Annotated in this window: 15 protein-coding genes; all 15 read left to right on the forward strand. The window is 32.9% G+C overall.

The window, feature by feature from the left end; translation table 11 throughout:
* Positions 1 to 943 precede the first annotated feature (943 nt).
* Entirely contained in the window at positions 944 to 1117 is a 174-nt protein-coding gene (locus ABC382_RS22155; RefSeq protein ID WP_312507379.1) for a thiazolylpeptide-type bacteriocin, read from the forward strand.
* Positions 1118 to 1196: 79 nt separating this feature from the next.
* The gene (locus tag ABC382_RS22160; protein ID WP_100795899.1) at positions 1197 to 1370 is read left to right on the forward strand and encodes a thiazolylpeptide-type bacteriocin; all 174 of its coding nucleotides are present in this window, start codon (positions 1197 to 1199) and stop codon (positions 1368 to 1370) included.
* Between the two features lie 77 nt (positions 1371 to 1447).
* Positions 1448 to 1621 (forward strand): thiazolylpeptide-type bacteriocin, encoded by a 174-nt coding sequence (locus ABC382_RS22165; RefSeq protein ID WP_312507378.1) that lies wholly within the window; start codon positions 1448 to 1450, stop codon positions 1619 to 1621.
* A gap of 141 nt (positions 1622 to 1762) precedes the next feature.
* A complete protein-coding gene (locus ABC382_RS22170) occupies positions 1763 to 2800 on the forward strand; it encodes a hypothetical protein (RefSeq protein WP_412927094.1) in 1038 nt (345 codons plus the stop codon).
* Positions 2769 to 5246 (forward strand): lanthionine biosynthesis protein, encoded by a 2478-nt coding sequence (locus tag ABC382_RS22175; protein ID WP_412927095.1) that lies wholly within the window; start codon positions 2769 to 2771, stop codon positions 5244 to 5246. The genes ABC382_RS22170 and ABC382_RS22175 overlap by 32 nt, the downstream gene beginning before the upstream one ends.
* Positions 5247 to 5257: 11 nt before the next feature.
* A complete protein-coding gene (locus ABC382_RS22180; protein WP_274793999.1) occupies positions 5258 to 5983 on the forward strand; it encodes an ABC transporter ATP-binding protein in 726 nt (241 codons plus the stop codon).
* Positions 5984 to 5995: 12 nt separating this feature from the next.
* On the forward strand, positions 5996 to 6736 hold the full coding sequence (locus ABC382_RS22185) for an ABC transporter permease (protein WP_274793998.1): 741 nt from the start codon (positions 5996 to 5998) through the stop codon (positions 6734 to 6736).
* 5 nt (positions 6737 to 6741) lie between these two features.
* Positions 6742 to 8166, forward strand: coding sequence for a hypothetical protein (locus ABC382_RS22190; protein ID WP_412927096.1), 1425 nt, complete (start codon positions 6742 to 6744; stop codon positions 8164 to 8166).
* Positions 8166 to 9842, forward strand: coding sequence for a YcaO-like family protein (locus ABC382_RS22195; protein WP_274793996.1), 1677 nt, complete (start codon positions 8166 to 8168; stop codon positions 9840 to 9842). The genes ABC382_RS22190 and ABC382_RS22195 overlap by 1 nt, the downstream gene beginning before the upstream one ends.
* Before the next feature lie 19 nt (positions 9843 to 9861).
* Positions 9862 to 11028, forward strand: a complete 1167-nt coding sequence (locus ABC382_RS22200) for a hypothetical protein (RefSeq protein WP_412927098.1) — start codon at positions 9862 to 9864, stop codon at positions 11026 to 11028.
* A gap of 14 nt (positions 11029 to 11042) precedes the next feature.
* Positions 11043 to 11876, forward strand: a complete 834-nt coding sequence (locus ABC382_RS22205) for a thiopeptide-type bacteriocin biosynthesis protein (protein ID WP_274793994.1) — start codon at positions 11043 to 11045, stop codon at positions 11874 to 11876.
* 23 nt (positions 11877 to 11899) lie between these two features.
* Positions 11900 to 12631: a SagB/ThcOx family dehydrogenase gene (locus tag ABC382_RS22210; protein WP_274793993.1), complete on the forward strand. Its 732-nt coding sequence runs from the start codon at positions 11900 to 11902 to the stop codon at positions 12629 to 12631.
* 19 nt (positions 12632 to 12650) lie between these two features.
* On the forward strand, positions 12651 to 13490 hold the full coding sequence (locus ABC382_RS22215) for an ABC transporter permease (protein ID WP_274793992.1): 840 nt from the start codon (positions 12651 to 12653) through the stop codon (positions 13488 to 13490).
* A gap of 203 nt (positions 13491 to 13693) precedes the next feature.
* Positions 13694 to 14296, forward strand: coding sequence for an accessory gene regulator AgrB (locus tag ABC382_RS22220; RefSeq protein ID WP_274793991.1), 603 nt, complete (start codon positions 13694 to 13696; stop codon positions 14294 to 14296).
* Positions 14297 to 14298: 2 nt separating this feature from the next.
* On the forward strand, positions 14299 to 14430 hold the full coding sequence (locus ABC382_RS22225; RefSeq protein ID WP_274793990.1) for a cyclic lactone autoinducer peptide: 132 nt from the start codon (positions 14299 to 14301) through the stop codon (positions 14428 to 14430).
* Positions 14431 to 14511 lie beyond the last annotated feature (81 nt).

Raw genomic sequence — 14511 nt, forward strand, 5'->3', positions numbered from 1 at the left:
AACTTTTATATTGGCTAGCGGATAATTTTATCTTACGGAAAAGAGATATAGAGTATTTCTAAGAGAAAGGTTGATTCGATATTTGATGAACTAATAGGTTGTATCTAGTGTTGAAAGGAGCTTCTGTTAGGGGGAGTTACCGATATTTGGATGGATTATTTCCCGATTAATGGGTGACCTGTATCAACCAAACGAATTGGAATTACTACCGAAACTAACGAAGCTTTTCAAGGGGCTTGTATAATGTTATCATTGGTTCAAAGATAGTTTCGGTCTAAAAACGTAATTTGACCGAATCCCTAGTAGAGTTTAAAAACGTCTCAAATCATTGGTATGACTGTGTTGTCTCAGTAGCTCAGCTGGATAGGGCAACAGCCTTCTAAGCCGTCGGTCGGTGGTTCGAATCCCTCCTGGGACGTCAAAAGGTTCAGATAGAATAAGCTTGAACCAACTGAAAAGCGCTTCAAATCCTTTAATCTCAAGGGTTTGAAGCGCTTTTCTTTTTTTGAGAATATATTGGAAAAAGATAGAAAATGAAAAGTTTCTATACATTCTCATCGGAGTCAAACAATGTTCGGTTTAGGTTTATTAGCTCCAACGATAGTATAATTCATTCATCATTCTTAAAGAGAAACATACCGTCCCGCTTAAGAAAAATTCTTAAGCGGGTATTTTAATTTGAAACAATAATGTTTATATTGCTATCGTTCAGGACAAATGGAAGTCGGAATCATGAAACCATCAGCCTCTTCAAAACAGCTGAACTTATAAAACAAGTGAAGTCACATGGTATTTTGATGACAGTTAGGAAGGAAAATATAACACCTAAATCAGATACTTAGGACATTTAAGTATTGAGGAGCGGTTTGTATGAATGAAATGAAAAACTGTAGAAGTCTCGGGTTATGTTATGTATGTAGTAAAAATGAAAGGAGAAAAAAAGATGCCAAAAGAAATACGAGAAAAAGAACTGAATGCAAATGAATTTGATTTAGAAGTAGAATTATTAGATTTGGATGAAGTATCAGCCATTCCAGAAACAACAGCTAGCAGTGGCTCAACAAGCTGTTCGGCATCATCAACATGCGGCTCAACATCATGCTGCGGTTCATGTTAATAATCATCTAGAAGGCTAAGAGTCAGTTTTTGAAGGAAAAGATGTACAAAAAATTACTTTTGAACTGGAGGAACAAATGATGACAAAACCAATGAATGCTAAGGAAGTAAACACAAAAGAATTTGATTTAGAGGTAGAACTATTAGATTTGGATGAAGTGTCAGCCATTCCTGAAACAACAGCTAGCAGTGGCTCAACAAGCTGTTCGGCATCGTCAACATGTGGCTCAACATCATGCTGCGGTTCTTGTTAATAGTTATTGAAGGTCAAGAGTCAGTTTTGTAAAACAATATAAACAAAAAAATTACTATTCTATAGGAGGAACAAATGATGACAAAACCAATGAATACTAAGGAAGTAAATACAAAAGAATTCGATTTAGAAGTAGAGCTATTAGATCTTGATGAAGTATCAGCGATTCCAGAGACAACAGCTAGCAGTGGCTCAACAAGCTGTTCAGCATCGTCTACATGCGGCTCAACATCGTGCTGTGGTTCTTGTTAATGACTTGACTATTATTATCAGGCGGTTGAAACAAAGAATTGTGACAACCGCCTGATTATACTAAAGAAGAGTGAAAAAATTAATTTTTCGAGTAGATTATTGCCTTTTAGAAAAATTACATAAAGGTAAGGATGTGTTGTTGTGTATCAAACCTGTATATATAACTATGACAGTACATTAGAACAATCATTGCTATCACTTATTGATGATATGTGGAAAGGTACTCCATATTTTGTTTCAAAAGGCTGGGAAGGCGGGCCACATATTCAGTTGATTACAAAAAATAAAATATTGGATTTTGAGTATACAGCTTTGGAAAACAGAGTCGGCCGTCTCATTGAAGAAAACCCTTTAGACAAATCGTACATTGAAAAAGTAAAGAAAAAATATCATCAAAGTTTCCAATTGATTTCAAATTTGGAGAGTAAGAAAAATGAACGAGTGATTCGAGAACATGGTGAAATAGACATCTTTCCATATTCTTTTCATTTTCATAATGAAAGAATAACTAGCTTATATGTGGCTGAACGATTCAGACATTACCAACTGCTACTAGATACCAGAAAATATCTAGAAACGCAGAAAGTAAGTGTTGAGGAGCTATTCCCACTTATTTTTTCAAGGGTCTCAGATATTTATCATGAAGAAAATAACAATAAAGGTTACCTTTCATTTGTCTCGCATGTTCAAGGCTTCTTTGAGCTTTCAGCCAAGCAAAAGAAACCTTATACCGAAAAATCATTTGAGGCACTTTATTTAGAAAAACAAACGGGTTTTAAGGACTCTAAGCAAGCACATTCACAATTAATTAATAGATGGTTTGAGTATTTTTCGGAGTTTTATGGATGTTGTTTAAGCCAGATGGATGAATTAATAGATGATCACTATAAAGCGGAATTGGCTCGTACGATTGAGGAATTAGAGAAGAATTTTGAAAATGATTTTCATAGAAACTTTGTTGGCTATTCAAAAAGAAATAATTTTATGGAAAATCCCGAAGCAACGGCTTATCGATTTACTGTAAATTTGCTGTATTTAATACTCCCTTATTTTAATATTAGTGCTTTGAAGAAGCAAAAGTATATTTATATGGCGTACAGAGAAGTGGAAAAAAATAAAGGGAAGACTTGGAGGGAGGAGTTAAATCTTGACTATAACAGTTACTCAAAATCCATTTAGCGTTTATCGAGGAACCAATACCTCTGATCAGTGGTATTTTGAAATGCGAGATAAAGCAAAGGAAATTCATACATTTATAGACGAGATTAACAAAATTTACGAAAAAATTGAAAGAGAGAAGGAAAATGTAGTTAGTCAAATCGAAGAAGAATTTTCTTTGCAAAAAGATCCAAAATTATTGAATTTGAAACGAGATGTTCATAATTTACGCAGCGTTCGTTTAAAGAAATACGAAGGACCCATTCTGTTGAGTCGTCTAGTAGAACTTTTAAATCAATTAGATTTATATCAAGAAATGCTGCAACAAAGTTATGAAGAAGCGGTAGTGAAATCAAGAGAGATTCTTCAGCGAGAAATAGCAAATGACCAATTGCAAAAGACAGTTTTATTTTTCAATCAAACAATTTATAAGAACATTGAAAAATACTTATCAAAACCTGTACAGACACATAATAAAAAAGAAAAAAAGTTGGATAATTTTATTATCAATTTGTTAATGCGTAGCTCAATGAAAACTAGTCCGTTTTCTTATCTTACTCAAACGGGCTCCTCTGGAAATCGATTTTTAATTAAAAAGAAAGCAAACATTGAATTGAACCATGCGTTACTTTTTAGAATATTTTTGGAAATCATTCGTTCGGATAAAGAAGCATTAGAAAAAATTCCAGTCCATGTTTCTAAATTTGGCCAAAGAGACTCCAAGATTTTCTATGTTACTCAAGAAAATGTTCCGCAATCTAAGAAAATATATGAAACAAGAGATAAGCTGGTTGAAATGGGAATTGCGGAAGAAGTAATTCAATTTCTAAAGAAAAATCAGGGTCAAACGATATTTTATAAAGACTTTGCTCAATTTCTTAGAGAAAATGAACTATATTCGGAACACGAGTTGGATGTATTTAAAAGACTTGTTTCCACAAAAATATTAGTTCAAAAAATTACAGTAAATGCTAAAAGAAATCTTGTTGAAGAAATGATTGCCTATTTAAAAGAACAGGGCATATGTGAAGATCTATCACTCCAGCTTCAGTTTATGAATGAATTAAAAAAGAAGTTCGAGGAGGCAGGTACTAATGAGCGGTTAGTTCTTTGGAAAAAAATTGAGGATGTTATTAAAAATTTGAGTGAAAACATTCCGAATTTTGGTACAGAAATTCTTTATGAAGATATATTGTTTGATGCTCAAAATAATAAGAGCAGTCTTAAAGATATCGAAAATAAATTTTCTAATCATTTTTTTGAAGAAATTACAGCATTCTTACTGTTGTTTGATGTGAATATTCGTGTGCAATATGAAGTTGCTGCGCTTTATAAGAAATTATATGGGGATTCAGAAACCAGTTTATCTGACAGCAATTTATTAAACAACGTATTCTTTGAAAAATTGAGATACTTCTTCCCTTATTTCCAAGACATGGATTACCGCTATGATGAAGCAATTGCCCCTGAAATAAAGATTTTGGATGATCTTAGAGATGAATTCAAGGCATTCTTTTCTCAATACTTAGATGAAAATAACACTAAAGAAATAGATTTTCAAGAACTTATCAAACCATTTTCTAAAAAAATTCCTGAGTATATTAAATACGGCAATGAATTTAGTATGACGTTTTTTTATCAACTTTTTCAGGACAAAGTAATTTTAAACGATATTTATGATGGTCAGGAAAAATTTCTATCTAGATTTAAAGACTTTTTTGAGAATTTGAATGACGATTTACTATATCAAGAATATGTTCAAAAAAATTATTATGAGAAGAATTATTATGAAGTGACAGAGCTGTTTGGTTTTAATGGTGGAATTCATGATAGATATTATGATCAAAAATTGAATTTGGAATTTGGAAATCAGAGGTTTCATGATGTAGGGCATCCGAGTATATCTGAATTTTCTGTTAAATATGATGAGCAAACGAAAAAACTGAAAGTGTTTGATCATCAAAAGAAAGAAGCGAAGGTGGCCTACAAATCGTCATTAGTTCCTGTCTTTCTCCCAGGTGTTCTATCTGTATTACTACTTCTGTTTCAAAGCGGGAGAATTAATTTTGATATTAATTATTTCCTGAAAAAAAGAAGTGATATGCCAAGAATAATATTTGAAAATATTGTGATGTACAGAAAGAAGTGGAATTTAAAACTTGAAGACTTTGCAAATATAAACAAAGAGGCTTCAAATGAATTAGAGCTGTATTTACTTATTAATGACTATTTTTTAAATAAGCAGTTACCTAAAACATTCTTTTTAAAGAAATACCGTAGGGGTGAAGAAATCTCTGCAATGAAGCCATTGTTTATTGATATCACAGTACCAATATTATTCAAACATTTTATTAATGAAATTATACATGAAGAAAATCAAGATCCTATGTTTTATATCGAAGAGGTGTTACCTGAATTTGAAAATAAGCTTAAAGAATATGTTGTTGAATATACGATTGACAATTAGGAGGGTGAACCATGCAAAACTATAATGTAAAGGTAGAAAAATTAACAAAGAATTATGGAAAAAAAGCTGTTTTGAAAGGAATAGACTTTACTGCTGAAAAAGGTGAAATTATAGGTGTTATCGGTAAAAACGGTGCTGGGAAATCGACATTCTTGGAAATTTTAATGACGATTAAAGATTATAATGACGGGAAGGTCGTTGTTTTTGGTAATAACCTGAAGGAAATTGATCAAGCTGATTTGGGAAAAATCAAAAGTAATATTTCAGCTGTACTTCAGCCAACACAGTTTTATAAAAAATTAAAAGTAAAAGAATTACTAGATCTTTTCCGTTCCTATTATGGAAGCAAAGTGGATTTAAAAGAAATTATAGAAGAATTTGAACTACAAGAGCATTTAAATACGTTTTTTGATAACTTATCAGGGGGATGGAAGCAAAAGGTTAGCCTTGCAATTGCTTTTTCTTCAAAACCACGTTTGATTATTTTAGATGAACCGACAACTGGTCTGGATCCACATATGCGAAACATTTTATGGGAAAGCATTACAGGCTATATTAAAAAAAATGACAGTACAGTGATTTTATCAACGCATTACATGGACGAAATCGAACTTTACTGTGATAAAGTTCTTTTCATTAATGACGGTGTAACAGAAGTATTTGATACTCCTGAAAATATACTGAAATCCGGTCATAAATCAATTAATAGCTTCTATCTTGATAAAATCGCCAAATAAGGAGGAATAAACATGTTATTAACGCAAATTAAATATGACTTAAAGATGTTCTTCAGAGAGCTATTCTATTTAGTATTCACAGTTTTTGTACCACCCGTAACTTATATTTTAATGGGACAAATGTTCAGTAATGCAACCTATAGCGGGGGAATGAACTATGTTCAAGTATATACGCCATCGTTTATTGTCCTAATTAGCTTTTCAGTAGTATTTTTTGCCTTTGGATTTGATCAGGTAATGAATCGTGCAGCTGGGATTGAAAAAAGGCTTTTCATTACACCAATAACAGATAAAATTCTTTTAATGTCCAGTATTGCTAAGTCATTCATTATTGCCACTGCAGGATTTTTCTTAATAACATTAATTGGCCTTCTTGTTTATGATTTGAAACTTTCTATTGTTAACTTTTTGGTTTCATATCTAAGCTTGCTGCTTATCAATGCAGTAATGTTGGTTTATTCTCATGCCATTTATTCAAATTTCAAAGAAGTAAAAACAGCATTAATTATTTCTATTGTTTTATTCCAAATTGTTATGTTTACTGGTGGCTTTTCTGTTCCTGTGGAGAGTCTGCCTAATTTTATTCAATATGTATCTTATGCGAATCCGTTCTATCATTTAAATAACATATATATTTCTGTTTGGAATCAGTCATTTGAACTTAATCAAGATATGTTAATTTCGGTTGGTTACGCTTCGGCTCTCCTCATTATTTCATTAGTTGTTATTAAGCTCAACAACAAGAAGGAGTGATTATTATGATTATTAAAGCTAGAAGAAATATTCGATATCACTATAATGAACCAGATTTATTTATATATGGGCCAAACGAAAAAATAAAATTAAAATTGAGCGTTTCTGAATATGAAAACATTACTTCTTTGATTAGTAAGGCATACCAAGGAAGTGAAGAAACAGAACTGTTTGAAGAGTTTATGCGCTATAGGAAATTGACTCAGTTTCTTATAGAAAAACATATTTTTTATCTGGTTGATCCGGAAATCTATAACATTCACAAAAGCAGTATCTATTTGCCATGGGTAGAAGAGCATTGTCTATCCGTGGAAAAAGGTCTAAAAGAAATTGAAAAAATCTGTGTAAATATTCCCCAATCGTTTTTTGGTGCAACTTGCCTAAAAGAATTGTTGGAAGAGAATCAAATTAAAAGTGAAATTACAAATGTAGAGAATATTGAAGTTCTGACAGATGGAAAAATTGTTGCAAAATATCATATTGGAAAAAAAGGAGAAAGAATCTGGGTTTCAACAAGAAACCATAGGAATTTTGAAGAGGTATCAGCAGAGGATATTTCAGAGAAACTTCTGTCAGGTTTCCTATTTTATAGCGCCATTATATCTGTTATTGGTAAAAATTCCCCTGTATTCAATATAAATACTATGATGGAAGTTGAAAGAAAAGTGGCTTTTGACGGAATTGAAAAAGTGGATTATCAATTTTCTGGACGGACGCATCAAGACGCTATAAAGAATTTTAATTCGCTTGAAATCTTTGTAAAGAAATATGATTCAAAGATCGTTTCCTTTAATAATGATAAAGCATATTTCAATTACAACCAATCTCCATTGCAGGTTATTACCGTACAAACAGAGGACGAAGAAAATTACTATTTCGCAGATATTTCTTATGAAAGGCTGGCACAATTTCTTGCAGAAGCAGCATTTCTTGAGATCCTAAAAAACAGTTATTCAAAAGAACTTTTACTGAAGCAACAGGAAAAAATCATATATAGTACCCAACACGATAAGACAGGAGAACTTTTCAGATTAGATTTGAATGAGTTAGAGGAATCCGACCTTATCAGTAGTTTACTGAATCAAGAAAAGCTATCAGTAAATTTCTATCTCCAGTCTTGTGTAGGTGGAGGGTATTACTTATATGTTGTAAATAACGATTCAGAGACACTAATTTTCCAAATCCCTGTAAGAACAGCTGCTCAGCTGACAACAGTCATACTGACTTGGATTAGTATGTATAAAAACGATGTATCTGTCAAAGAGTCATTCTTTAAATCTGTAGATTTAAATGAGTTCCGATTCAAGGAAGATGGTTCTTTAAATTGGAACATATCTATTCAAGAAAAACAAGTAAGCGGACAGCAGACTACTGTGGGAAAAATTCTCGATGAAAATGGTTTTGAATATGAACTTTTGGAGGTGGAGTAATGTCCATACAAACAATTGCAGCTACTACAATTCTGATAAACCAAAAGTATATTTTTATTCATTCATCACAGAATGACTCTTCCTTTTGTTTCAACTGCTATAAAGAGCGAACAAAAGAATTAAAATGCTATCAACAGTATTTCGGTTGGCTAGAGGATCAGCCAAACCAGCTAGAATCTGAATTAATCGCTATGCTTGTTCAGAAGCTTGAAAAAAGTAATGAACCGTTCCTATATGAGCTCAATCGGGATACATTGGAAATTCAGGCGAAAGCAACCTTCAAGCGAGGAGATTGTGAGTGTAATGTAAACACAAGTTCGAATCAGCCCATTGAATTGGATACGATTTTCGATCCAAAAGATAACCGACAACTGAGCTTTGAAAAGGTTCGGGAGAAAATTGAAAAAAACAAGAGGTTAATCTATGCGCATCCATCGTCGATTGTGAATGCATTAACGCGTTCAGGAGATTCCTACGGGACACCGATGGTACAGACCGAGGTACTGTATAAGGGGATTTCAATGCTTTCCTATGGTCGAACAGGGACTTTTGAAAAATCAAAATATATTTCTATTCTGGAATCGTTGGAGCGTTATGCTACAGCGTTTCCTTATAAAAAACAAAAAAACGCGATACGGGAAAAGGATTGTGAAATTATTGATCTTACGCTGAGTGAAGTAATGACACAATGCGATTATGGTAATCCAGAGAATTATACAGAAGATCAGCCTTTGAACTATGAAAAAGTTTGGGCATTGCACAGTGAAAAAGAAGTTTTAATTCCCGAGCAGTTGATTTATTACAATTCTCATGTTGTTTCTGATGAAAAGAGATATATTTATGAAAGCTCCAATGGTAGTGCTCTCGGTTCAACAGAGGCTGAAGCGAGTCTGCATGCGATGCTAGAACTAATTGAAAGAGATGCTTTTTTAGCTACATGGTATGGACAGATTCCACCTGTCAGAATTGATGAATCAAGCATTTATTCTACAAAAATACAGGCTTATCTAGAATCTCTCAAGCGAAAAGATATCCGTGTTCATTTGTTTGATATATCTATGGAAGTGAGAATCCCGACAATCTGGGTGTTATTAGAAAAGAAGGAGCCTAAGGAAAATGAAATGGCCTTCTATACAGCTGCAGCTGCCTCTTTTGACTTGGAAGAGTCTATAGAACGAGCATTGATTGAAGCTACAACAGCGATTACTGTTTTTACAAATGTATTCAATAATCAGGAATATCAGACTAGAAAAAGACAATTGTTGAAGAATCCTCAATCCGTTCACAGGTTAGAAGACCATTTGCTTCTTTATTCAAATAAGGAAATGAAAAATGCATTTAAATTTGCATTAGATACTGAAATGGTTTCTTCCTTCGAGCAATTAGAAGCAGGGTATACAACATATCAAGGGAAATTTTTAGAGGTTGTTCGAGCGCTTGAAGAGCAATTGGTCATCATCTCTGGTAAAGCATATCGGGCTAAGACAGAGAATCCGAATTTATTTTCTGCAGGATTTGTGAACGTAAAATATATAGTACCTGGTATGCTGACGATGACCTTTGGACATCAAAATAGACGAGTCGTAAATCAGCGTATTGAAAAGGCTATTCAGTTTAAGAAGAAAGGGAAGTTAGATAAAGACTGGATAGAAAAGACACCGCATCCATTTCCATAAATGAATGGGAGGAATAAGGATGATTGATCAACATTATTTAGAACGATTCGGGGAGGATTGTTATAAGCAAACATTGTCTGCTGCAAAAATTGATGGAGATTTGTTGTTTAAAAATCATATAGATGTGATTGACATGAAATTTTTGAAAGAGCTTGGAAAAAGTGATGGCTGGAGTTCGATTATTTATGATCTCTACTATTATTTAGAAATGATACAACGGATAGATTTTTTCAGCAAATACTATTTCCACTCTTTTTCTCCAAAAGCTAGAAATATTGATAGTCTCAAATTGGTGTTTGTCCATAAGACACATATGTTTGTTTACAATGCATTAACAGACAAAATTTATGTGTATAAGCAAGAGTATTTTAAAGGATTGAATGCTGAAAAAGACTATCTAGTCATAGTAAATGATAATCGTCAGCTCCAAAAAATCTATGGTGATTTTTCAACGATGCTAGGTTTACTGAATACAGGCCACTATCTCTATAATCTTGACTTTGTTTTAAATGGTCATCAAATTCGGCATCGTAGACTAACAACGATTTCGTTGGAGAAACCACGTGAATTTGTCACAATTCCTCTTGTTTTAGAAATAGCTATGGATCAAGAATATCATTTGAGTACAGAAGATATAAAAGAGCAACCAGAAACAGAATTTTTCAGGAAAAGGGTATCGGAGCAAAATATTCGAGGTGACGCAGTCGTAAGAAAGATTTTGTCTGCTGATACTCATCGTCAGTTATTGAAGGAGTGTCAAGTAGCTGTGCAAGACTATCCTGAAATAGGTTTGTGGAGTTTTATAGATAATATTACTGATTTCAGAAGCGGGTTTTACAAGATTGGAGAAAAGTGTGAATTTATTCAACCCAATGAAAAATTTATGTATAAGAAGATGTTACATGAATATCAAGATTTCACTAATCTAGAGGGAATGAATTATTGGTTCTTCTTTACATTTGAAAATACGGGACATGATTATGATGAAATGTTTTTGAAGATTGGTCATTTTGCTCAACGTTTATCCATTATTGCAGCGAAATATGGATTAGCTGCTCGTGGGATTAAAAATTATAATGACACTACAATAAAAGAGAAATTCAATTTAGAAGAAAATAAACAGATTGGCTACTCATTAAATCTTTTTAAGAGCTGGAATACAAGTCACAGTATATTTTTAAAATAAAGGGGAGTAGTAGTATGTGGATATCTAAACACTTATTCATTCATGATTATCTATTAATTGAGGAATTTTTAAAAGATTGTCTGTTGCCTTATTTAGATGAAGAAAAGGTTCGATATTTCTTCATTCGCTATTGGGATGGGGGTCCTCATATCCGATTGAGATACCAAACAGAACCTGAAGTAGCAGATAAATTTGAAAAAGATTTAAATCAATTACTGGAGAGATTTCATCAAAAGCATAAGAATCATACGTTCCAACCTATTTCATATGATGATGCGATTGTACAGACAGAAGGCATTAAACCAACTGCTCCATATCCGAATTTTTCAATTCAAACAATTGATTATGTACCAGAGCTTAACCGTTATGGGGGAGAGAAAGCGATGGGACTGTCCGAAGAAATGTTTGTACACTCGTCAAGATTTGCTGGGCAAATTATTCAAAAGCTAAACCGAAATCAACGTTATGTATTAGCAATTGATCTCATGTACCTCTGTACAGAAGTTGCTGAAGAATTAGGATATATTGAGAAGCATGAGACAATGTTCCTTGCGTATCGAGAAATATGGACACAATTTTCTAAGAATAAGACTTCGGAGAATTTATACAAAGTGATTAGCAACAGAATTAGTAGCTTGAAAAAGGGAGAACTTGCGACTGCAATCTATCAGCCGTATCTCAAGGTTTTTAAGTCATTGCTTGCCCAAATAAAACTATGTCAAACGACTTACGAGCCAGAGTACGCCTTTTATATAGTCATCTCTCATCTTCATATGCTGAATAATCGATTAGGCGTTTCTCCGGAATTTGAATTCATTTTCTCAGATGCTTTCCTTAAAGCTGGATGATTTCTTAAAAGGGGGAGTTTAATTTGTGGAACTTTAAAGGTGAGCGGAATATTGAAAAAAAATTCATGGATTATCATATGATGTCGATCAATGAACCTGAATTCACCAATACTCAAGTATATGCTCACAGACCGAGGGAAATACAGGGAAATGGTAATTATCCACTAATTGATTTGGATTATACAGTTGACCAAGAAAATTTATTTGAAAGAATTTTAGCTACAAGATATTCGGCAAGGGAACCATTCAAAGCCAAGGTAAAGGTTGATAGAAAGTTAATGGCACAATTTGCTCAATTGGCTATGATTGGCGGAGATAGAGAGAGTCGTACATACCCTTCCGGTGGGGCACAGTATTATGTCAACATTTACTTTTTATTCAACGAGCAATTGGTAGATATTGATTTAATAGAGCAGGGAAATATTATGCGGCTGAATAGTGATACTCACAAGTTATTGGTTAAACAATATCAGCCGTGGAATGAAATCAGTAACGTATTTATTCAAAAGTATCTTGCTAATACAGCACAGTTCGCTATTGCATTAAGTTGTGACATGTCTGAGATCTCTGGGAAGTATACAGATATCTCGTACAAGTTGGTGCAACAAGAGGCTGGACATATTGGACAGAATATTCAGTTAGTAGCGAACTATCTAGGATTGGAAAGTGTACCCTTAGGCGGTTTTTATGATATTGAGTTATCAAGACTTTTGAGAGATAATCAAACATCTTTGTATGCATTTCTTTTAGGCTAGAAAGGAGCTGAGATGGAATATGTATTGCTTAAAATTGAAATATCAAGTAAAAAAAGTCAACGATTTCTTTATGATTCAGGATTGTGTAACATTAGAAACCGTCATGGCTTTTAAAGTCAAAGATATGGAGTTTAATAAATTAAAAGAAATTGTCTATCATGGTATAGATGAAACAACAGACAGTTCGGAGAATAGGCTTGGGAAGCAACTGTTGGAAAAGGATTCTAAACTGTTTACTTTCTATGAAAAACAAAAATCTAGAGATCTTTTGAATCTAGTTAGAAGCTATACGGAATTCTTTACCCCGTATTTTATATCAACAGAAGCGATTAGTGAATACGTGATTTTTGCAGAAAAAATTATTGAGACGGGGAAAATATTTAACGTTCAAGTCTTTTTAGAAGATAAATTCCCAAATGTTCAAGAGTTTCTGGAAAAATCACCGTTTATTCAAACTGTATACGATGAGAAACAACAGAACAATATTGATTTGCTAATTGGAACACAAAAGAAAATTGTAGAGACAACTCAAATAGACTCTTTTGCAAACTATGTACTGGCATTGAGCTGTCAGGAAAATAGTTTGGAGATAGGTCCATTAATTAATACAACCAAATTCGAGATTCCTAAGTTTTCATTAGAAGGAGAGCAGAATGCAGCAATAATGCATCATGAAGAATTACTGATGTGTTTCTTCTTAGAGAGAATTCTATTTATTCAGTTATTCAAATTATATAATAAAATGCGGCAAAATGAATTTTTCCCAACTAGAAACAAAGTCTGTATAAATCGAATGGATCTCCAAGGGTACAGTGAAGCGGTTACACTTTATCCAAAATATTTAGTTGAGTTTGTATAACTAGGGTGGAACCACTCGAAAGTAATGAGTTAGTCGCTTGTATAAAATAAATCATGATTGTAAGGAAAATACTCATAACTGTGTATTTTCCTATTTTTTTTTAACATTTATGTAATGAAATGAATAACCTAATATACTTTTGATAATAATAGAGTAAAGAAGGTTATCCTATAATTGTAAAGAAAAACAAGGGAGGGGTAAAAATGGAAGTCTTGCTAAGGGGATTCAGAGAAGAAGTGTTGTCAGAATATATGGTTAGGAAATTAAAAAAAAGACATAACCTGACTAGAATTCAAGAGTTGAAGTGTAAATTAGGTATTGAAGTTTGCCTCATAAATATGGGTAAAGCAATTCCAGTTTATATGACAGCATTTTTACTTCATTCTATTTGGCTGACATTTATTTTTCACAGTGCTTATTTCTTGATAAGGCTAAATGCTAGAGGTATTCATGCTCAAAAAAGTAGTACCTGCACTTTAATAAGTGTTTTCCTATTCGGAATATTACCGATAATGGTACCAGATATTTCACTATCAGAACCGATTATCTGGATTGTTATTCTAGCTGTATATAGCTGTCTTTATAAGTATGCCCCCCAAGATACAGAAAAGAACCGCATTAACGATAAGGTGTTAAGAGCAAGGCTGAGAAACAGAGCCATTATAGGTTATTCGATATGTGTGGCAGTTATGGTTAGTACTAGTTCACAAGTAGTAATCAATCAAGTATTTTTTGGAAGTTTACTAGCTGTAATTTGTATCCTTCCAATAACATATAAAATATTAATAAATAAGAGAGGAAGATGAAAATGAAAAAAATTCAAAGAATGTTTACTGAAGGTTTAATCAATCTATTTATTGGAGTAGGTGCGTTAAGCGTGGAGAATTTCTGTTTGTTGTATAATTTTGAACCAGAAATTCCAGAGGAATTAAAGAAGTAGATTTTAAGCAAAAAGTATAAATTTACCTGATATTACAATTTACTGATCTATAGTATAATATATAGTGAAAGTTTACTATAT

The sequence above is a fragment of the Lysinibacillus phoenicis genome, from assembly GCF_047238325.1.
Classification (GTDB): Bacteria; Bacillota; Bacilli; order Bacillales_A; family Planococcaceae; genus Lysinibacillus; species Lysinibacillus irui.